Here is an 18,471-nt window from a genome sequence, read left to right as displayed (position 1 = left end):
TTATCCCGTACTTTGCTGAAACTGGGGTTGAGTCTACCCGCACGACCCGCCCGGGAAAAGCTCGGGATACCAATGACGCCCGTCAGTACTCCAGACTCACATCCCCTCTGGCGGTGCAGGAACAGGCCAGCGCCACCCCGTTCTCGAGGTCCTGCGCGCTCAAGGTCATCACGCTCTGGCGCTCGATTTCGCCTTCCGTGGTGCAGCGACAGGCGCCGCACACCCCGGCGCGGCAAGCGGCCATCATGGTCTCCCCCGCCCCCTCCAGCGCTGCCAGCAGGGTCTGACCCGGCAGTATCTTCACCTTCTTGCCGCTCTTTTTGAGGGTCAGCCAGAAGTGGTCGCTGCCGGCCGCAACTGGCGCCGCGCTTGAGGCCACCCCAGGCAGGCCGAACGACTCCTGGTGCAACTGCGCTGCCGGCAGTCCCAGCTCCGCCAGCATGGTGCAGACTGCGGTCATGTAGGGGGCAGGCCCGCACAGATAGACGTGGCGCGCCAGCAGGTCTGGCGCCAGTTCCTTGAGCATCCCCGGTGTGAGCCGGCCAACCCAGGGATGAGCCGTTGGCGCCTCTTCCCCTACTTTCTCCAGCACTAAAGCATGGCGCACACCGGCATGAGCCTCAGCCAGCGAAGCCAGTTCCCTTGCGAAGATCACATCCCCGGGGGTTCTGGCGCTGTGAATAAAGCGGATGTCTGCATCCGGCCGTTCGGCCAGCTCGTCCCGCAGCATGGCCCACATGGGGGTGATGCCGGAGCCGGCGCTGAGCAGCAGCGGCCGCTCGCAGGGGAGCGCGGTCAGGTGAAAATCGCCGAAGGGGCCGTCTACCCGGATCTCGTCCCCCACTTGCAGGCTCTGGTGCAGATGGTGAGAGACCAGCCCCACATCCTTGATGGTGACCTGCCAGAAAGGATCCTGCGGGCTGGAGGAGAGGGTGTAGGCGCGGCAGTGGGGCTGGCCGTCAATCATCGTGTGCAGGGTGACGCACTGGCCAGCCAGCACGGAGGGCAGGTCGCCAGCCAGGGGTTCAAATTGCCAGCTCGCCACGTCGTGGGTCTCTGCCCGGCGGGCTATACAGCGCAGGCTCAAAGAGGTGGAGGTCATCGCAAGGCTCCTCTTGCTCGGAAATAGCGTTGAAAAAAGGCGAGCCATCAGGCTCGCCAAAGGCTTACAACATGCTGAGCGTGTAAGGCTGTATCTTTGCTCAGGCCGCCAGGATCTCGGCGAGATCCGCGTCTGCCGTGGTGGTTCCTTTCAGGCCGAACTGCTCCTCCAGCACCTTGAGCAGGGCCGGGGTGAGGAAGGCCGGGGCGGTCGGGCCGGTGCGGATGTCCTTCACACCGAGCGCCAGCAGGGTGAGCAAAATGACGATGGCTTTTTGCTCGAACCAGGAGAGCACCAGGGTCAGGGGCAGATCGTTGACGCCGCACTCGAACGCGTCGGCGAGCGCCAGCGCCAGCTGGATGGCGGAGTAGGCATCATTGCACTGACCCACGTCCAGCAGGCGCGGAATGCCGCCGATATCGCCGAAATCGAGCTTGTTGAACTTGTACTTGCCGCAGCCCAGGGTCAGCAGCAGGCTGTCCTGCGGGATCGCCTTGGCAAACTCGGTGTAGTAAGCGCGCTCGGCACGGTCACCGTCACATCCCCCCACCAGGAAGAAGTGGCTGATTTCGCCAGCCTTGACCTTGTCGATCACTGCTGGAGCCGCCTGCATCAGGGCGTTGCGGGCAAAACCGATGGTGATGAAGTGCTCGAGCTCAACGTGCTTGAAACCTTCCAGCGCCTGGGCCTTCGCGATGACCGCAGAGAAGTCCTCCCCTTCCAGATGGGTGACCCCAGGCCAGCCGACGATGGATCGGGTGAAGATGCGATCGCTGTAGTTGCCCACGTTCGGGTCGATGATGCAGTTGGAGGTCATCACAACGGCGCCAGGGAAGTTTGCGAACTCCTTCTGCTGGTTCTGCCAGGCAGAGCCGTAGTTGCCCACCAGGTGCGGGTACTGCTTGAAGAAGGGGTAGGCCAGGGCCGGCAGCATCTCGCCATGGGTGTAGACGTTAATGCCAGTGCCCCTGGTCTGCTCCAGGATGAGCTTGAGATCCACCATGTCGTGACCGGAGACCAGAATGCACTTGCCCGGTACCGGAGTGACGCGTACCTGGGTCGGCTCGGGGTGGCCGAAGGCGGTGGTTTCACCGAGATCCAGCATCTCCATGATCTTGAAGTTCAGCAGACCAATATCCATGGCGCACTTGAACAGCGGATCCAGATCGCAGGGATCCGTTCCGAGCCATCTCATGATGCGATGGAATTCGGCGGCGACCCCGGCATCCTGCTGATCCAGCACCCGGGCGTGTTCCATGTAGGCGGCGGCACCCTTGAGGCCATAGAGGCAGAGCAGGCGCAGCCCCATGATGTCTTCGTTGACCTCGTTCTTGCCCCGGTTGACCGCGGTCTGCGGCGCCTGGGCAAGCTGGGCCAGCAGATCGGCACCCGGCTCGAAGCTGGCCGCGGCGGGCAGTGTGTCGGCCTGCACCGCCAGCGGTGCCAGCTTGGCGGCCAGTTGCTGGCGATAGGCCAGCGCCTGGTTGACGTAGGCGACGATGCGAGCGGAGTCGAAGTTGACGTTGGTGAGGGTGGCAAAGAACGCCTTGGGCACGAAAGCGTCTATTTCGCTGTCGACGATGCCGTGCTCGCGGGCCGCCAGGGCCCAGGCGCTGAGCCCTTGCAGGGTATAGATCAGCACATCTTGCAGATCAGAAGTTTCCGCCGTCTTGCCGCACATGCCTTGTGCATAGGCGCAGCCGTTGCCTGCCGGGGTACGAATAGTCTGTTCACATTGCACACAAAACATCATGTCTCTCCTAATTGGACATTTCAGTTATCTGTTTTGTGGCGATTCTATTCCCCTCTTGGAAAACTTAATAGGCATTCAATTTACCAATTAACATTTCATTGATGCAGATCAAATAGAAAAAAGCCGCCCAAATCGGGCGGCAAGCGGGTGGGAAATCAAGGAGAGACAACTCGGGTTTGCAACAACAGGGGCAATGATACGGGCCGGGGCATGGGCAGCCGGCCCCAGGTTCATCAGGCCAGATAGGCGCGCAGCATCCAGACCAGTTTCTCCTGCTGCTGCACATAGTCGGAGAGGATGGACGCAGTCCCTTCATCACCGGCATCGGCGGCCTGACCCAGGATGCGGCGCTGGGCAACCAGCAGTTCGCGGAAGCTCGCCAGCAGGGATTCCACGCAGGCACGACCGTCATGCAACCCCTTCTGCTCGGGGATGGCGGACACCTGGATGTAGTCGCTGAAGCTGTGCAGGGGCACCCCATCCAGGGTCAGAATGCGTTCGGCCAGGGCATCGACTTTCAGCAGCAGGTCGTTGTAGATCTCTTCGAATTTCAGGTGCAGCTCGAAGAACTGGTTGCCGCGGATGTTCCAGTGGAAGCCACGGACGTTCATGTAGAGGATCTGGTAGCTGGCCAGCAGCTTGTTGAGCTCGGCGGCCAGGGCTTGTGATTGCACGGTATCAAGACCAATGGGGCTCTTCATGATTCACCTCCAGGTGGTAAGCATTATCGGGAACGGAGTCAGCTTATCCAGAAGCAGACTCAAAAGACAATCGTCCGTGCCTTGCCGATCAATAGCCAATGGCTATCGTCGGCAAAAAAATGCACCGGCTTTCATTGCTCAAGCCGTTCGATATAGAGGATCACCTCGCCGAGATGAATGCCGAACTTGCTGATCTTCGCGCGGTTGATCAGGCGGTCGTCGTCCAGCAGATACATCCAGTCATCAAAGCTCACCCTCACCACGCTCTCATCCGGCAGAGCCAGATCGAGTTGATAACGCCAGTTGAGGGCAAAGCCCTCTGTCTTGCCTACCGCCTCCCCCACCACGTCTGAAGCCGTGCCGCGCCAGTGGCCATCCGCCCCCTTGCTCAAAAACCAGGTGCGGGTCTGCCGACGGCCATCATCGAAGTAGAACTGCTCGAACAGCTCTCCCTTGCCCTCTCGCCAGTGCCCCTGCATCTCGACCCGAAAGCGACTGGTCACTTCGCCGCTGCGGTCCGTCACCAGGCCGTGGGCCACCAGCTTGCCATTGAAGAAACGGGCGAGATCCCAACCCGGCCGGGAGCCGCGATAATCGTCAAGACCCGCGCCGCAACCAGAGAGCCACAGCAGGGGCAGCAACCAGGCAAGACGCCACCAGGAAGAGAATTTCATGGAATACTCCATCAGGATTGGCCGCGCAGGCGGCGGGTCAGGGCGGGATCTCGGCTGTCGTCAGTCAGCCAGATAGCAAGAAACGCGGGGGCGAAGGGGGGATCATCGAGAGAGCCAAGGAGGCGATCTCGCAACCAGAAGTGGCCCGCTCCCTGCTCGTCCACATAAAAAACCAGCTTGTCGCCGGGGGCGACATCCGGCCAGAGCGTGGCCAGTCGAGCCAGCCAGCGTTGGCGCTCACTCTCGCTGCCAAGGCCGAGCCGCTGCCACTCGGCGGCGGTCGCCTCCAGCAAATCCTGGCGCTCGATGGCCCTCGCGTAGGTAATGCTGAGGGCCTGCGGGTAGCGCCCCGGCTGATAGCGGCCGCTCTCGCTGTAGAGGGTGGCGTCATAGAGCTTGAACCAGAGCCAGCGCATCTCCCCCTGTCCCACGGTGCGCAGCCCCTGCCAGGGGGCGGCAACGCTCTGGGCGGTCGCAAACAGTGGCAGGCTCAAGGCCGCCAGCAGCAGGCTAGTTCCACCCCATGTGCCAACGGGCGGGATCCTCCAGTTCATGCCAGTCCATCTCCTGTTCCTGCAGGGTGTTGATATCCTGCATCACCACGCTCGCCAGATGCCCCTGGGCATCGCGCTGGCAGGCCACCACCAGGTAGAAACGCTCGGCCAGCTCGCACTGGCCATCCCTGGTCCACTTGGAAAACAACAAGGTGTCGGTCGAAAAGGTGTTCATCTCGTCTCACCCTCCAGCTTGACCGTTACCCACAGGAGTACGGGTAACCACCACATCCAGATCACCGCCAGCAGCACTGCGCTTGTCCAGATGCCCCAGGGTAAGTTTACTGCCCCCATGGCGGCCCCCGCCATATAGGAGGAGGCGCCCCCCACCATGCCGAACAGCCCCTGTTGCCAGCGCGGCAAGGGGCGAAGCCAGGGAAGGCCGTGGGAGAGGGTCAGGGCGAAACCGCACCAGAGCAGCAACAGCCAGAGCGGAAAACCGGACGGAAAGTGAAACAGGCCGAGGCGCCAGAGCAGGATGTCGAGCAGGCAGCCTGCCAGGGCGACCGGGATGAGGCGCCAGTCCTGCCCACGGCAGGGGGAGAAGATGAAATGGAGCAGCAGCATCCCGAGCAGCGGGCCCGGTTGCTGCCATGTCACCGCCAGCAACCAGTAGAGGTTGAATCCCAGCAGGTGGGCCCACTGCCACATGATCAGCGACCGCTTGCCGGCAAGTCCCCGGACCAGCCATGGGGCCCCGGCTTGGCAGCCTCCAGTTGCACCAGGCTGATGGCCCGCTCCCAGAATCCCCCTTCACAGTAGGCGAAATAGAAGTGCCAGAGCCGGATGAAATCCTGGCTGTAACCGAGCTTGGGCAGCTCCGGGGCCAGCGCCAGGAAGCGTTCGCACCAGTGGGCCAGGGTACGGGCATAGTGGTGGCCGTGATCGTGCAGCCGTACCAGCTGCATGTCGGTCTCCCGCGCCAGCAGACCCGCCATCTGGGAGACGCAGGGCAGGCAGCCTCCCGGGAAGATGTAGCGCTGGATGAAGTCCACCCCGCGCAGATACTGGGCGTGACGCTGATCGGCGATGGTGATGGCCTGGATCAGCAGGCGTCCGCCGGGCTTGAGCAGGCGCGACAACTGGCGGAAATAGTCGGGCAGGAAGGCGTGCCCCACCGCCTCGATCATCTCGATGGAGACCAGCTTGTCATAGCGTCCCTCCAGCTTGCGGTAATCCTCCAGCAGCAAGGTGATGCGATCCCCCAGCCCCTCCCGCTCGATCCACGCCTTGGCATAGTCGTGCTGGGCCCGGGAGATGGTAGTGGTGGTGACCCGGCAGCCGTAGTGACGGGCCGCATAGACGGCGAGACCGCCCCAGCCGGTGCCTATCTCCAGCAGGTGGTCGTCCGGCCCAAGCTCAAGCCGCTCGCAGATGGTGCGCAGCTTGGCCTGCTGCCCCTCCTCCAGGGTGGCATCCGAGTGGGGATAGATGGCGCTCGAATACTGCATGTGATCGTCGAGAAAGCCCTGATAGAGGGTGTTGCCAAGGTCATAGTGGGCGGCGATGTTGGCGCGCGAACCGGTCAGGGTATTGCGATTGAACCAGTGGCGCACCTTGTTGAACGGGAAGCTGAGCCAGCCGAGGCGCCGTTCCAGGGCGTCGAGCAGCGGCAGATTGCGGGCCAGCAAGCGCACCAGTGCCACCGGCTCCGGGCTGGTCCAGAGACCCTCCACCCAGGTCTCTCCTGCGGCGATGCTGCCCCCCAGCAGCAGGCGGCGATAAAACGCCGGATCCTGCACCACCAGCTCGGCATGCAGGTCGCTGCCCGCCTTGCCGAAACGGTGGCACTCGCTGCCGTCGTGGAGCACCAGCTGGCCCTGCTCAAGGCGCGCCAGCAATTTGAGCAGCAGTTGCTTGGCCCCCTTGTCGATGAAAGAGGCAGAGAGGGTTGATTGAGCAAGTTCCATTAGCGGCTCTCCGAATGGGTCAAGAGTGGGGTCGTTCGGTTGGGATGAACCCGCACCATGGGCTGCTGACAACACCACGAAGCGGAGTTAAACGGGTGTGTCGGCGTCACGGGCGGCTCTCCGGATGGGTGAAGACGGGGGTGCGTTTGATAAAAAGGCGCAGGGCCTGCCAGTAGATCCCGAGCAGCACCTTCAGGGTCATCCAGGGCCAGCGAGCCAGCAGCGCCGCCAGCCCCTTGCGCGACAGCGGCGCGCGGCGCAGGGCCAGGGTGGCGTCAAACAGCTTGCTCTCACCGGATACGGGGTGGCTCTCGATATGGATCAGCGCCTCCTCTTTCGGCGCCCGGATGCGCCAGTGGTAGCGCATCCCCAGCCCCATGAAGGGGGAGACATGAAAATCCTTGTCATGGGGGGAGAGCGCCGCCAGATCCAGCAGGTAGTAGTGGCGCTCGTTCCAGGGGGTATTGGAGACCTCCGCCAGCAGGTAGCGGGTCTCCCCCGCCCGATCGCAGAAATAGAAATTGACCGGGCTGAAATAAAACCCGAGGCAGCGCACGTTGCCAAGGAGCAGCACCCGCCCGCCGGGCTCCGCATCCCCCCCAAGGGCCGCCACCTTGTCCCAGACCGCCTGCTTGAGGGGCCCTTCGCTGCCCCGCATATAGTCCTCGCGGCGAAACGAGAGCAGTCCGGCCCGCTCCACGGCAAACCAGCGCCCCTGCTCAAGCCCGGGCAGTTCGTCCAGATCCAGCCCCAGCATGAAGAGGCTGTATGAAAAAGCGTGGGCCCTGGGGGCGAAGCGGCGATGGCGCACCGAGCCTTGCCAGATGGCGCTGATCCCCTCCCCCATTCCCTCGCCCCCCTGCGTCAAGGCCGCGGCGCCGCTCATAGCTCGGCCCCGAAGCGTCTGGCCACGTCCAGGGCGCTGCGCACCCCGTCCTCGTGAAAACCGTTGTACCAGTAAGCCCCGCAGAAGTGGGTATGCTGATGGCCACAGATCTCGCCCCGTCGCTGCTGGGCGGCGATGGAGCCCTGATTGAATACCGGATGATGATAGACGAAACGGCGTAACACCTTGCTCTCGTCCACCCGTCCACGGGGATTGAGGCTGACGCAGAAGGGCGCTGGGGATCTCACCCCCTGCAGGATGTTCATGTTGTAGCTCACCAGGGGGCGCGCCCCGTCATCCTCACCGAGCTGGTAGTTCCAGCTCGCCCACGCCTTGCGGCGCATCGGCAGGCAGGAGGCGTCGGTGTGCAGCCAGACGTCGTTGGCCTGATAGGGCATGTTCCCGAGGATGGCCCTCTCTCCCTCGCTCGCATCCACCAGCAGGGCCAGGGCCTGATCGCTGTGACAGGCGAAGATCACCTCGTCAAAATGGGCCTCCTGCCCCTGGCTGGTGACCACGACGCCATCCGCCACCCGGCGCACCGCCTCCACCGGGGTAGCGAGGCGGATGCGCGACTGCCAGCCCGCCGTGAGCGGCCCTATGTACTCTCGCGAGCCACCCGGGATCACATACCACTGGGGCCGGTTCGCCACCTCCAGCAGCCCGTGGTTGGCGAAAAACCGCAGGAAGAAGCTCAAGGGGAAGACACGCATGTCCGCCAGGGTGGAGGACCAGATGGCCGCTCCCATGGGCAGGATGTAGTGGCGGGCGAAATAGTCGCTGAATTTCCCCGCCTGCAGGAAGTCCCCCAGGGTCAGCTCGGGGGTCAGCTCCCGCTGGCGATGCGCGGCCAGCCAGGCCCGCGCCTCCCGGTTGAAGCGCAGGATCTCGGCGACGAAGCGATAGAAGCGCGGGCTCAGCAGATTGCGGCGCCGGGCGAACAGGGTATCGAGGTTGTGACCGTTGTACTCCATCCCCTCGGGACTCTTGACCGAGAAGCTCATCTCGGCGGGTTGGCGCCCCACCCCGATGCGCTCCAGCAATTTGAGGAAGTTGGGATAGGTGCGGTCATTGAAGACGATGAAGCCGGTGTCGATGGCATAGTGGCGCCCAGCCTGTTCCACCTCCACGGTGGCGGTGTGGCCTCCCAGGGTCGGCGCCGCCTCGAACAGGGTGATGTCATGCAGCTTGTGGAGCAGAAAACCGGCGGTGAGACCGGAGATACCGGAGCCGACGATGGCGATCTTTTTCTTCATGAAGGGCGTCCTTTCGAAACGAGTGTGCGGCCAAGGCGCAGCCAGAGCCCTGTCGGCAGGGCGCCGAGCAGGCGCAGCAGCCAGATGAAGCGACGGGGAAAGTGGATCTGGTGGCGACCGGCGGCAAGCCCCGTCATGATGGCGCGGGAAGCCTCTTCCACCGTCACCAGGCAGGGCATGGGAAAATCATTCTTGTCGGTGAGCGGCGTCTGCACGAAGCCCGGGCGGATCAGGGTCACCCCGATGCCCTTGCTGGCCAGATCCAGGCGCAACGTATCCGCCAGATAATCGAGGGCCGCCTTGGAGGCGCCATAGGCCTCCGCCCGTGGCAGGGGCAGCCAGCTCACCGAGGAGCTGACGATGGCAAGCCGTCCACCCACCCCCAACCGCGGCAGCAAGGCGGCCAGGGCGTTGCCGGTGGCAATGAGGTTGGTCTCGATGACCCGGGCAAACAGGGCGCCGTCAAAGCCTTCTGCCGGATCCATGTATTCACAGTTGCCCGCATTGAGAATGAGCAGGTCGAGGGCGGGCAGACTCGCGGCCACCCCGGCCATGGCGGCGCTGTCGCGCGCATCGAATCGCAAAGGGGTGATCCCCAGGTCGGCCAGTGCCTGCAAGCGCACCTCGTCCCGGCCACAACCCCACACCTGCCAGCCGGCGCGCCGATAATCCAGCGCCAGCTGGCGGCCGATGCCCGAGGTGGCCCCGGTGATCAGCACCCGGCCGCTCATGTCCCCAGCCTCCCCTTGATGGCACGTACCACGGGCCCCAGCAGCGGCAACTGCTCGTAGAGCATGGCCCCGAGATCGAAGTAGTCCCGGTGCAGGCACACCTTGCCCCAGGAGTCGAACGTCAGCCGGGTGGCACCCTCGACCCTGACAGCCCGGCCACCGGCAATCCTGGGGTGGGAGAAGGTCATGACCCAGGCGAGCCAGGCTTCGTTGCCCGACTGCTGCTGACTCGTTATCTCGAAACTGCACTGGGCAAGGCGCTCATAAAGGGAGGAAAAGTAACGGGTGAGCGCGGCCAGCCCCTCTATCCGGTGCGCAGGATCGATGAAGAGCACCTCATCGGCATAGACCTCCGGCAAGCGGTGCAACTGATGCTTGTCCAATTGCAGGTAGAGGATGACAAAGCGGGCCAGCGCGTCATTCATGCTAGTTTTTTCTCCAGTTCGCGGAACATCTCGATGGCCCTCACCCGTGCAACGGCATGATCCACCATGGGGGCCGGATAATCCTGCCGCCCCTTGAGCCGCAACCAGTCGTGGGGCTCGTGGAGATAGGCAGCAGGCACATCCGCCAGCTCAGTGACCCAGGTACGAATGAACTCCCCTTGTGGATCAAATCGTTGCCCCTGGGTGGTGGGGTTGAAGACCCGGAAATAGGGCGCCGCATCGGCCCCGGTCCCCGCCGCCCACTGCCAGCCGCCATTGTTGGCCGCCAGATCCCCGTCAATGAGCCGACTCATGAAGTAGTCCTCCCCAAGCCGCCAGTGGATGTGGAGATCCTTGGTGAGGAAGCTCGCCACTATCATCCGCAGCCGGTTGTGCATCCAGCCGGTGGCGTTGAGGCAACGCATGGCCGCATCGACCACGGGGTAGCCGGTGCGCCCCTCGCACCAGGCGGCGAAGGCATCCGGATCCCAGCTCCACGGCAGGGCCGCCGTCTCCGGCTTGAAGGGGCGGTTCATGGAGAGGCTCGGGATCAGCACCAGCAAGTGGCGGTAGAACTCGCGCCAGATGAGCTCGTTGAGCCAGACGAAACCGGGTTGGGCCTTCGACTGGGGCCGGTAGCCGAGACGCTGCTGCAGCGCCCCAACGCACTGGCGGGCACTGATGATGCCCGCCGCCAGATAGGGGGAGAGCACGGAGGTGCCCGCCAGCGCCGGAAAGTCCCGGGTCTCGCCGTAATCGAGCACCGCCTGATCCAGAAAAGCGTGCAACCGGCGGCTCGCCTCAGCCTCCCCCACCGGCCAGCGGGTGTCCGGCGTCAGATTCCCCAGCCCGTCGTCCACCCACTCCCGCTCGGCCAGGGGCAGCCACGGCAACGGCTCGCCGCGTGGTGCGGGGGCACGGTGAATGACGAAGCCATCCTCCTCGAGAGCCTTGAGCCAGGCGCGGCTGAAGGGGGTGAAGACCTTGAACATCTCCCCCGACCCGGTCAGCACCCGACCGGGCGGCAGCACGCAGCAGCCGTTGAACCAGTGGCTGGTCAGGCCCTGCTCCCCCAGCGCGGCGCTGACGGCGTGGTCGCGGCGCAGCTCGTCAATCTCGATGGCCTGGTTGGCGTAGAGCTGGCTCACCCCGAGATCCCGGCAGAGCGCCGTCAGCGCCGTCGGCACCTCGGCAAAGGTCTCGACCCGCAGCAGATGAAGCGGAATGCCGAGGGCCGCCAGCTCGCGGCCCATGGCATCCACCTGTGCCAGCATGAAGCGCTGGCGGACCGGGGCCAGCTTGTGCGCCTGCCACTGGGTCGGCGAGACGATGAAGAGTGCGGCGACCGGTTCATCTCCGGCGCAGGCGTGGCGCAGGGCCGGGTTGTCGGCCAGACGCAGATCGTTGCGAAACCAGACCAGCCTCATGACGGTGTTCTCCCGCCCTTGCCCTTCGCCTTGGCAGTGCGGGGCGTCGCACTGACCTCTGCCAGGGTGGCGTACCAGTTGCGGGCACGCCGCCACGGCTCATCGTAGAGGCGTCCCAGCTCGCCAAAGAAGCGGGTGCCCGCAGGCCATTCGGCTGCCTGGTCCTGCTTGCCGAGCCCGGCCCCCAACAGGATCAGCCAGGGGGGAGTGGCGCGCCCCTCCAGCAAGGTGGCATGGCGGGGCTCCACCGCCCCAAGCAGTTGCACCTCATATCCCTGACCGATGAGCTCATACGCAGCCCAGACCAGATCCAGCGGCCCCACCTGCCCCCAGCTTGCCAGGGTGACGGGCACGCCCTTCTCCTGCTCGATGAGGTGGCGGGCGAAGCGGGTATGCAGCCAGCCGAGCCACACCTGTTGCAGCAGCTCGCCATCGGGGCGCTCGCGCCACAGCCCCAGCAGCCGCTCCACCAGGGGCTGCAGCACCCGGCTGCGCACCAGCTCGAAGGGGTAGCTCGCCAGCAGATCGCCAAGCTCGGCCTCCGCCTTGCGCTGGTTGAAGGCGAGCAGCGCCTGGCTGAACTGCTCCAGGGTCTGCTGCCAGTGGTCGCTCACCGGCGCACTCTGGGGCTCGCTCAGCAGCCCCTTCACCTGACCTATGCTCACCCCCCGCTCCAGCCAGCTCAGGATCTCGCCTATCTGGCGGATATCCTGCTCGCTGTAGAGGCGATGGCCCTTCTCGGTTCGGGCCGGTTGCACCAGCCCGTAGCGGCGCTGCCAGGCGCGCAGGGTGACGGCGTTGACGCCGGTGAGGCGGGAGACCTCGCGAATGGGGTAGACGCCCTCGTCGGGGAGAGGCGCGGCTGCTTGTGATTCATCAGACATGAGAGAGTCCATCAAACGTTGGGAAGAGGCCCCGGTCATCCGCCGGGGCCTGCACAGAGGGTTCAGAGCCCGTAGCGCAGCTTGAGCGTGTCGGGATGAAGGTCGAGGTAGGCCTGATCGGCCAAATCCAGCCACACCTTCACAGCCCGTAACGCAATTTCAGCGTGTCGGGATGGGGATTGAGGTACACCTGCTCGGCGAGATAGGGGTTCGGGTACTCGCGCAGGTAGTGGCGGATCAGGGTAAGGGGCACCAGCAACGGGAAGACGCCGGTGCGGTACTTGTCGATGGTGTCGCACAGCTCCTGCTTCTGGGCCGGGGTCAGCACCCGCTTGAAGTAGCCCTGCAGGTGCATCAGCACATTGGTGTGGCTGCGGCGGTTGGCCCGCAGGGTCAGCGCCGCCATCAACCCCTGGATGTAGCTGTCGGCCACCTCCTGCAAGTTGGCCTTGCCAAGGTTGGCGAGCAGGCGCCCCAGCGCCCGGTAGTGGGTGGTGGCGTGGGAGAGCACCAGGTACTTGTAGCGTGAATGGAAGCGGATCAGGGCTGAGGCGGTGATCCCCCGGGCGCAAAGCTGCTGCCAGTCGTGGTAGGCGAAGACCCGCAGCACGAAGTTCTCCCGCAGGATGGGGTCGCACAGGCGGCCATCTTCCTCCACCGGCAGCAGGGGGTTGGCCTCCATCAGCGCCTTGGCAAAGAGGCCGACCCCCTCCTTGGCGCTCCCCTCGTTGTTGGCGCCATAGATGCGCACCCGCTCCATGCCGCAGCTGGGGGACTTGGCGCAGAGGATGTAGCCGGAGAGGAAGTCGAGCTGGCGTGCCTTCTGCTCGCTGAAGGCAATCAGCTTGTCGGTGACGTCGAAGCTGCCGTTGCTTGCCTCGGCCCGCACCTCGCCCTGGCGCTTCACCAGCCGGATGGCGGCGCGGGGAGCCCCCAGGCCAATGGCCATCTCGGGGCAGACGGGGTGATAGTCGAAATGGGCGCCCAGATCCCGTTCGCAGAAACTGGATCGTTTGTGGCCCCCGTCGAAGCGCACTTCCTGGCCGAGCAGACAGGCACTGATACCGACCTTGATCTTGTACATGATGAAGCCCCTTGTATAAGCCTTGAGTAAGTTATAGCAGTTATACAAAAAATTGGAAGCTGTATAACTATTGCGAACTGATACGGCCAGGGGGCGGCGGGCGGATCAGCCCCCATAAAAAAAACCCATGACCGAAGTCATGGGTAAAGGTGAAGACCCTGCAGGAAGGATGATCAGAAGCTGTATTTCACACCCAGGCTGGAGATGGAGCCTTTTTGCAGATCCCAGTTGCGATAGGTGTAGTCGGCGGTGAGCGCCAGGTTCTGGGTCAGCTTGTACGCCGCCCCCGCCTTGAAGTCGTGCATGTCGTCGGTCATGTTGGCGTAGCGATAGCCGGTGGAGAGCTCGACGGCACCGATGTCGTAGCGCAGGCCCACTTCTCCGTAGAGGCTGCCGCTCTTCTTGCGGGCCAGGGTATCCCAACCGGAGTGGTTCACGTCGGAGGCCAGCTCCCGTTCCAGGCTATAGCCCATCAGGCCGGTTTCACCGTAGAGGTTCAGGCCGGTGCTGAGGGGGGTGTAGACACCCATCCCCAGGCTGGAGATGGCCATGCTGTCGTTGCCGCTGCTGCGGGAGGTGTATTCGCTGCCGATCCGGCCGTAGACATTGCTGGTGAAGCTCTTGGAGAGATCCAGGCTCAAGCCGCCAAAGTCGCGGTTCTCCCCATCCTTGCCACCGATGTAGTCAGACTTGGTGTGGGCCCAGGTGGCAGAGCCCTTGGCATAGCTGAAGGCATCTTGCGCCAGGACGGAGGTGGAAGAGAGACCGGCCAGAACCAGAACAGACAGTGCGATCTTTTGCATTTTGTTGACTCCATGGGTTGAGTTAGGCGGACCTAACTGGAATGGAGCCATTGTGACGGGCAAAGGGGGCAACGCCGAGGAGCAAGCTGTTGCCAAACCATGTCAGATGTAAGCGGATATTGCTGGCAGTTACCGGTGCAACACTCTGCGGGGGAGCCAGGGCTCCCCCGCCGTCATCCTAGCGGAACTCCACCTCGTCGATCTGCACCCGCACCAGCGGCTTGCCGGTGAGGCCGGCGGGGCGTGCCAGCTCGATGGCCCGGGAGGCGCGCGCCTCCCCCTTGCGCAGGTAGGAGTCAGGCAGGCGGTTCTCCCCGACCCAGAAGCGCACGGGCTCGCTCGAGAGCTGCACCCCGTCGGCGCTGAACAGGGTCAGGCTGCCGTTGACGCGCACCACGTTGCGACTGCCGGTGTTGCTCACCACGAACTGCAGGCTGAGGGGATCGTCCCCCGCCACCTGGTCCAGCTTCACCGTGATGCCGTCCCGGGTCGCCTGGGAGAGCAAGTCGGGATGGGCCATGGCCTGCTCGGTCAGCACCGGGGCCGCGACACTCGCCGTCACTGCCTGACCGGCTACCGTGGCTGCCGGCTTGACCAGCAGGTATTCCCAGGTGAAATCGTCATTGAGTTGCACCTGGCGACCATCCGGCAAGGTGATCTGGTGCAGGGGAGCCGCCTCGGCCAGCAGAGGGCACAGACAGAGGGCGACCAGCAGTCGGGAGAGGGGTTTCATGGGCAGGCACTCGATAAAGGATGCGAAGGGGGCAGTATAAAGAGTCGTGCCCTCCTTGCCTATGACCCCCCTCACGTTACGCCCCGGCTCAGATGACCAGGGGGTGGGGATCCTCCAGCGTGGCCAGATCCAGGGTCACCAGATCGAACTGGGCACTCCTGAGGGCCTTCTGGATGGTGGGCTGCATGTCGAACACCAGGGCCCGCAGCCGTTCGGGCACCCGGATCCTCGCAAGGGTGGTGACCCTGTCACCCAGGGTATGGAAGAAGACCTGGGCTCCCCCCAGCCCCATGTCCACCAGCATCTGCTCGGCCATGTCGACCATCCGCAGGTGCCGCCTGTCCAGGGAGGTCATATCGACAAACCGCCGGCTCAGGCAGGCCTCCCCCACGTCTCCCCAGAGCGCCAGTTGCCGCTTGTGAAAGCCGTAGCGAAAATCCCGGTTGGTCATCCCCTGCTCGGCAAAGATCCAGAGGGTGTTGGCGGGCAGGCTGTGGAATCGGCGCAGGTACTCCCGCTTCTCCTCCACCGAGGCCGACATCAGCAGCGGCGGGCCCTCTTCATGTTCGAGCTGCTGGCAGAGGTAGCGCACCGGGTCGGTCACCTCGGCGAGGTGGCCCAGGTGCGCGCTGAAGATCATCTCGTCGGTCTTGAGCACCTGATGGGGGATGCCGTAGTGCCGGCAGTAGCGCTGTGCCCTGGCCACCGACTGGCGGCTGAGGGTGGGGTTGTCCAGGGTGATGGCGCGAAATCGCACCCCGCTGGCCCGGCACAGATCCATGCTGTAGCAGGATTCCAGTCGGCCGGAGAAGGAGACAAGCAGTTCGCTGTAACCGGCCAGGGTGTTGATGAGCCTCTGTTCCCTGGCTTGAAAGGTCTGATCGTATCCCCGATGCAGCGCAACGACATTGGCATCCATAACAACAACTCCGGATGATGAACTGGATACCATTTTGCCCGCCCCAAGCTGAATATACACTTAAAGAGCATGGATAAAGCTGTACATTATTTGCCCTGAATCAAGGTTTTGCCCACTTTTTTCGCTGCGAAGCGAAACTGGCTCCCCTCAGGCAGGCAACAACCCCTGAGCGATCAGATGCGCCCGGCACCGGGTCGGATCGGTGAAGATCAGCCCCCGCAGACCGAGCGCCTCGGCCGCCGCCACGTTGGCCGGGCTGTCGTCGATAAAGAGGCACTCCCCAGCCTTGAGGTCGAACGACACCAGCAGATAGCGGTAGATGTCGGGCTCGGGTTTGAGCATCCGCACCCGGGCCGACACCACCTTGCCGCTGAAGAAGCGCCAGAAGGACTGATGCTGCTCCAGCCAGTCGATGCTGGCGTGCCCCATGTTGGAGAGGGCATAGAGGGTGTGGCCTGCACCGTGCAGTTCTTCGATGAGCGCCACCATGGCGGGATCCGGCACAAGGGAGGGCGGCACCGCCTGCAAGATGGCCAGATTCTCCGCCATCGACAGGCCGGTGCGCCCCTGCGCCTGACGGGCCATGGTGTGCAGGGAGAGGGTCCCCCTGTCCACCTCCAGCCAGTCCGGGTGGTTGAACAGCTGATCCGCGATCGCTGTCGCCCCCTCGGGTCCGCGCACCCCACTCACTATGGCCACCGGATCCCAGCGCACCACCACCCTGCCCAGATCGAAGATCACCGCCATCGTCTCGTCCCCTCTATGTGTTGTTGCCACGGATGTGGTCACGGCGGTTGCCACAAACAGGGAGCAGAACGACGCTCACTCCCCCTCGGCAACCCGAGCCACCACCCTGCCCCGTTCAACGCCCCCGGGCAAGTTTTACTTGCATCGCACCGCCAAATCCCTTAATGGTTATGGCGTTACATTCAGGACACGCCCATGAACACACCATTCTTCTTTGTTTTCTCGTTTACCCGGCCCACATGAGGGAAGGCCCGTCGTCACGTGAACCATTCGCGTAAACAGAAACCAAAGACGAATCGAGCCTCCCCAGCGGAGGCTTTTTTTTGCACCACACACCACAGAATCACTGGATAGGGAACCACCATGGCAACGCTCGACGAGATCAGACACGACATCACCCAGTTGGATCAGGAGCTGCTCGCCCTGCTGGCCAAACGCAAGACCCTCAGCATCGAGGTCGCCCGCGCCAAGCAGGCCAATCCCCGCCCCATCCGTGACCACCAGCGCGAACAGGACTTGCTGGTCGCCCTGATCCAGAAAGGGCGCGCCCTCGGACTGGATGCCCAGTACATCACCCGCATCTACCACACCATCATCGAAGATTCCGTGCTCTCCCAGCAGGCCTACCTGCAGAGCCTGCTCAACCCCCAGCAGCAGGAGCCCATGACCAGCGTCGCCTACCTGGGACCGCGCGGCTCCTACTCGAGCCTGGCCGCCCGCAAGTACCTGGCCCGCTACAAGGATCAGGTGATCGAGGTGAACTGCCAGAACTTCCGCGAGGTGCTGGACACCGTGGAGTCGGGCCGTGCCGCCTTCGGGGTGCTGCCTATCGAGAACACCAGCTCGGGCTCCATCAACGAGGTATACGACGTGATGCAGCACACCACCCTCTCCATCGTGGGTGAACTCACCTATCCCATCGAGCACTGCATCCTCACCGCCGTGCCCACCGAGCTGTCCCGCATCAAGACCTTCTACGCCCATCCCCAGGTGTTCCAGCAGTGCTCCCATTACCTCAGCAAGCTGGAAGGGGCACGCCACGAGATCTGCGACTCCTCCTCCAGCGCCATGATGAAGGTCAAGGAGCTGGCAAGCCCGGAAGCGGCGGCCATCGGCAGCGCCGCCGGCGGCGAGCTCTACGGCCTAGACGTATTGGCCGAGCAGCTCGCCAACCAGAAGGAGAACTACAGCCGCTTCATCGTGGTGGCGCGCAAGCCCATCGACGTGGCTCCCCAGATCCCGGCCAAGACCACCCTCATCATGTCCACCTCCCAGAAGCCGGGCTCCCTGGTGGAGGCGCTGCTGGTGCTGCGCAGCCACGAGATCAACATGACCAAGCTCGAATCCCGTCCGGTGCAGGGCAACCCCTGGGAGGAGATGTTCTACCTGGATGTCTCCGCCAACCTGCAGACCCCGGCCATGCAGGCCGCCCTGCTGGAGCTGACCAAGATCACCCGCTACATCAAGGTGCTGGGCTGCTACCCGAGCGAAGACGTCAAGCCGACCGCCGTGCCGCCCGTCTTGATGGGAAGCTGATGGGGAGCGGATCCCGCCCCTGCCACACAAAGGCGAGCCCCGGCTCGCCTTTGTGCTCTCTGCGCCCTCCCCGTGAGACGCTGCCCAGTCCCGCCCTTCCCTTCCGGCATTAAACCGCCCTCCACCCCCTTCCTCGCGGACCCGGGATCCTAGCGCTGCTGTCTTTCCACTCACCATCAGGCCATCTTCCTCCCGTTGCGGCCTCCTTTTGCCGCCTGCCGGGCCTTTCTATCGTTTGGCTTTATTTAACGACATGATGATATCGTTAGATTTCCCTAAACAAAAAAGGCTGCCATTCCGGCGCCCGGGCACCTCTTGTTCGATCTCAGCCCCCTTTTTCCTCGCC

20 protein-coding genes and 1 other annotated feature are annotated in these 18,471 nt (G+C 63.8%); of the genes, 1 reads left to right on the top strand and 19 read right to left on the bottom strand.

What is annotated here, in order from left to right; all coding sequences use genetic code 11:
• Positions 1–82: 82 nt before the first annotated feature.
• From AB5Y89_RS08505 to AB5Y89_RS08415, 19 genes are all read right to left on the bottom strand, one after another.
• Positions 83–1,102: an FAD-binding oxidoreductase gene (locus AB5Y89_RS08505; protein ID WP_368223497.1), complete on the bottom strand. Its 1,020-nt coding sequence runs from the start codon at positions 1,100–1,102 to the stop codon at positions 83–85.
• A gap of 100 nt (positions 1,103–1,202) precedes the next feature.
• Complete coding sequence (hcp, locus tag AB5Y89_RS08500) at positions 1,203–2,852, bottom strand: hydroxylamine reductase (protein ID WP_368223495.1); 1,650 nt, start codon at positions 2,850–2,852, stop codon at positions 1,203–1,205.
• Between the two features lie 236 nt (positions 2,853–3,088).
• Positions 3,089–3,556, bottom strand: a complete 468-nt coding sequence (locus AB5Y89_RS08495) for a Dps family protein (RefSeq protein ID WP_010673329.1) — start codon at positions 3,554–3,556, stop codon at positions 3,089–3,091.
• 131 nt (positions 3,557–3,687) lie between these two features.
• Positions 3,688–4,230, bottom strand: coding sequence for a DUF3833 domain-containing protein (locus AB5Y89_RS08490; protein WP_080768134.1), 543 nt, complete (start codon positions 4,228–4,230; stop codon positions 3,688–3,690).
• Positions 4,231–4,241: 11 nt separating this feature from the next.
• Positions 4,242–4,784: a chalcone isomerase family protein gene (locus AB5Y89_RS08485; protein WP_368223492.1), complete on the bottom strand. Its 543-nt coding sequence runs from the start codon at positions 4,782–4,784 to the stop codon at positions 4,242–4,244.
• A complete protein-coding gene (locus tag AB5Y89_RS08480) occupies positions 4,741–4,959 on the bottom strand; it encodes a TIGR02450 family Trp-rich protein (protein WP_010673326.1) in 219 nt (72 codons plus the stop codon). The genes AB5Y89_RS08485 and AB5Y89_RS08480 overlap by 44 nt, the downstream gene beginning before the upstream one ends.
• Positions 4,956–5,435 carry a DUF2878 domain-containing protein gene (locus AB5Y89_RS08475; RefSeq protein ID WP_049637024.1) on the bottom strand — a complete coding sequence of 160 codons (480 nt, stop codon included), beginning with the start codon at positions 5,433–5,435 and terminating at the stop codon, positions 4,956–4,958. The genes AB5Y89_RS08480 and AB5Y89_RS08475 overlap by 4 nt, the downstream gene beginning before the upstream one ends.
• Positions 5,436–5,437: 2 nt before the next feature.
• Positions 5,438–6,694, bottom strand: coding sequence for a cyclopropane-fatty-acyl-phospholipid synthase family protein (locus AB5Y89_RS08470; RefSeq protein ID WP_113069796.1), 1,257 nt, complete (start codon positions 6,692–6,694; stop codon positions 5,438–5,440).
• A 106-nt stretch (positions 6,695–6,800) separates the two neighbouring features.
• The gene (locus tag AB5Y89_RS08465; protein ID WP_368223488.1) at positions 6,801–7,580 is read right to left on the bottom strand and encodes a DUF1365 domain-containing protein; all 780 of its coding nucleotides are present in this window, start codon (positions 7,578–7,580) and stop codon (positions 6,801–6,803) included.
• Positions 7,577–8,836, bottom strand: coding sequence for an NAD(P)/FAD-dependent oxidoreductase (locus AB5Y89_RS08460; RefSeq protein ID WP_368223485.1), 1,260 nt, complete (start codon positions 8,834–8,836; stop codon positions 7,577–7,579). Before AB5Y89_RS08460 ends, AB5Y89_RS08465 begins: the two co-directional genes overlap by 4 nt.
• The gene (locus tag AB5Y89_RS08455; protein ID WP_368223482.1) at positions 8,833–9,567 is read right to left on the bottom strand and encodes an SDR family NAD(P)-dependent oxidoreductase; all 735 of its coding nucleotides are present in this window, start codon (positions 9,565–9,567) and stop codon (positions 8,833–8,835) included. The genes AB5Y89_RS08460 and AB5Y89_RS08455 overlap by 4 nt, the downstream gene beginning before the upstream one ends.
• Positions 9,564–9,992: a nuclear transport factor 2 family protein gene (locus AB5Y89_RS08450; protein ID WP_010673320.1), complete on the bottom strand. Its 429-nt coding sequence runs from the start codon at positions 9,990–9,992 to the stop codon at positions 9,564–9,566. Before AB5Y89_RS08450 ends, AB5Y89_RS08455 begins: the two co-directional genes overlap by 4 nt.
• Positions 9,989–11,419: a deoxyribodipyrimidine photo-lyase gene (phrB, locus tag AB5Y89_RS08445; protein WP_368223479.1), complete on the bottom strand. Its 1,431-nt coding sequence runs from the start codon at positions 11,417–11,419 to the stop codon at positions 9,989–9,991. Before phrB ends, AB5Y89_RS08450 begins: the two co-directional genes overlap by 4 nt.
• Complete coding sequence (locus tag AB5Y89_RS08440; protein ID WP_368223476.1) at positions 11,416–12,303, bottom strand: MerR family transcriptional regulator; 888 nt, start codon at positions 12,301–12,303, stop codon at positions 11,416–11,418. The genes phrB and AB5Y89_RS08440 overlap by 4 nt, the downstream gene beginning before the upstream one ends.
• A 139-nt stretch (positions 12,304–12,442) precedes the next feature.
• Positions 12,443–13,387, bottom strand: coding sequence for a DUF523 and DUF1722 domain-containing protein (locus AB5Y89_RS08435; RefSeq protein WP_010673317.1), 945 nt, complete (start codon positions 13,385–13,387; stop codon positions 12,443–12,445).
• A gap of 173 nt (positions 13,388–13,560) precedes the next feature.
• Positions 13,561–14,190 carry an outer membrane beta-barrel protein gene (locus AB5Y89_RS08430; protein ID WP_039041374.1) on the bottom strand — a complete coding sequence of 210 codons (630 nt, stop codon included), beginning with the start codon at positions 14,188–14,190 and terminating at the stop codon, positions 13,561–13,563.
• Positions 14,191–14,368: 178 nt separating this feature from the next.
• Positions 14,369–14,923: a DUF3157 family protein gene (locus tag AB5Y89_RS08425; RefSeq protein WP_039041373.1), complete on the bottom strand. Its 555-nt coding sequence runs from the start codon at positions 14,921–14,923 to the stop codon at positions 14,369–14,371.
• Between the two features lie 88 nt (positions 14,924–15,011).
• Positions 15,012–15,875 (bottom strand): hypothetical protein, encoded by an 864-nt coding sequence (locus AB5Y89_RS08420; protein ID WP_162540653.1) that lies wholly within the window; start codon positions 15,873–15,875, stop codon positions 15,012–15,014.
• A 114-nt stretch (positions 15,876–15,989) separates the two neighbouring features.
• A complete protein-coding gene (locus AB5Y89_RS08415) occupies positions 15,990–16,589 on the bottom strand; it encodes an HAD family phosphatase (protein WP_316287355.1) in 600 nt (199 codons plus the stop codon).
• Between the two features lie 191 nt (positions 16,590–16,780).
• Positions 16,781–16,914 (top strand) — a sequence feature (Phe leader region).
• 38 nt (positions 16,915–16,952) lie between these two features.
• Between AB5Y89_RS08415 and pheA the strand changes: the two genes are divergently transcribed.
• Positions 16,953–18,125: a prephenate dehydratase gene (pheA, locus tag AB5Y89_RS08410; RefSeq protein ID WP_103244400.1), complete on the top strand. Its 1,173-nt coding sequence runs from the start codon at positions 16,953–16,955 to the stop codon at positions 18,123–18,125.
• Positions 18,126–18,471 lie beyond the last annotated feature (346 nt).

It is taken from the genome of Aeromonas sp. s4, from assembly GCF_040907855.1.
In the GTDB taxonomy this organism is placed as follows: domain Bacteria; phylum Pseudomonadota; class Gammaproteobacteria; order Enterobacterales; family Aeromonadaceae; genus Aeromonas; species Aeromonas caviae.
This window is presented reverse-complemented; position numbering and strand designations above follow the sequence as displayed.

Excerpts from the sequence above, each read along its gene's own strand:
- AB5Y89_RS08505 (WP_368223497.1), bottom strand. The coding sequence starts at position 1,102 with ATGACCTCCACCTCTTTGAGCCTGCGCTGTATAGCCCGCCGGGCAGAG.
- hcp (WP_368223495.1), bottom strand. The coding sequence starts at position 2,852 with ATGTTTTGTGTGCAATGTGAACAGACTATTCGTACCCCGGCAGGCAAC.
- AB5Y89_RS08495 (WP_010673329.1), bottom strand. The coding sequence starts at position 3,556 with ATGAAGAGCCCCATTGGTCTTGATACCGTGCAATCACAAGCCCTGGCC.
- AB5Y89_RS08490 (WP_080768134.1), bottom strand. The coding sequence starts at position 4,230 with ATGAAATTCTCTTCCTGGTGGCGTCTTGCCTGGTTGCTGCCCCTGCTG.
- AB5Y89_RS08485 (WP_368223492.1), bottom strand. The coding sequence starts at position 4,784 with ATGAACTGGAGGATCCCGCCCGTTGGCACATGGGGTGGAACTAGCCTG.
- AB5Y89_RS08480 (WP_010673326.1), bottom strand. The coding sequence starts at position 4,959 with ATGAACACCTTTTCGACCGACACCTTGTTGTTTTCCAAGTGGACCAGG.
- AB5Y89_RS08475 (WP_049637024.1), bottom strand. The coding sequence starts at position 5,435 with ATGTGGCAGTGGGCCCACCTGCTGGGATTCAACCTCTACTGGTTGCTG.
- AB5Y89_RS08470 (WP_113069796.1), bottom strand. The coding sequence starts at position 6,694 with ATGGAACTTGCTCAATCAACCCTCTCTGCCTCTTTCATCGACAAGGGG.
- AB5Y89_RS08465 (WP_368223488.1), bottom strand. The coding sequence starts at position 7,580 with ATGAGCGGCGCCGCGGCCTTGACGCAGGGGGGCGAGGGAATGGGGGAG.
- AB5Y89_RS08460 (WP_368223485.1), bottom strand. The coding sequence starts at position 8,836 with ATGAAGAAAAAGATCGCCATCGTCGGCTCCGGTATCTCCGGTCTCACC.
- AB5Y89_RS08455 (WP_368223482.1), bottom strand. The coding sequence starts at position 9,567 with ATGAGCGGCCGGGTGCTGATCACCGGGGCCACCTCGGGCATCGGCCGC.
- AB5Y89_RS08450 (WP_010673320.1), bottom strand. The coding sequence starts at position 9,992 with ATGAATGACGCGCTGGCCCGCTTTGTCATCCTCTACCTGCAATTGGAC.
- phrB (WP_368223479.1), bottom strand. The coding sequence starts at position 11,419 with ATGAGGCTGGTCTGGTTTCGCAACGATCTGCGTCTGGCCGACAACCCG.
- AB5Y89_RS08440 (WP_368223476.1), bottom strand. The coding sequence starts at position 12,303 with ATGTCTGATGAATCACAAGCAGCCGCGCCTCTCCCCGACGAGGGCGTC.
- AB5Y89_RS08435 (WP_010673317.1), bottom strand. The coding sequence starts at position 13,387 with ATGTACAAGATCAAGGTCGGTATCAGTGCCTGTCTGCTCGGCCAGGAA.
- AB5Y89_RS08430 (WP_039041374.1), bottom strand. The coding sequence starts at position 14,190 with ATGCAAAAGATCGCACTGTCTGTTCTGGTTCTGGCCGGTCTCTCTTCC.
- AB5Y89_RS08425 (WP_039041373.1), bottom strand. The coding sequence starts at position 14,923 with ATGAAACCCCTCTCCCGACTGCTGGTCGCCCTCTGTCTGTGCCCTCTG.
- AB5Y89_RS08420 (WP_162540653.1), bottom strand. The coding sequence starts at position 15,875 with ATGGTATCCAGTTCATCATCCGGAGTTGTTGTTATGGATGCCAATGTC.
- AB5Y89_RS08415 (WP_316287355.1), bottom strand. The coding sequence starts at position 16,589 with ATGGCGGTGATCTTCGATCTGGGCAGGGTGGTGGTGCGCTGGGATCCG.
- pheA (WP_103244400.1), top strand. The coding sequence starts at position 16,953 with ATGGCAACGCTCGACGAGATCAGACACGACATCACCCAGTTGGATCAG.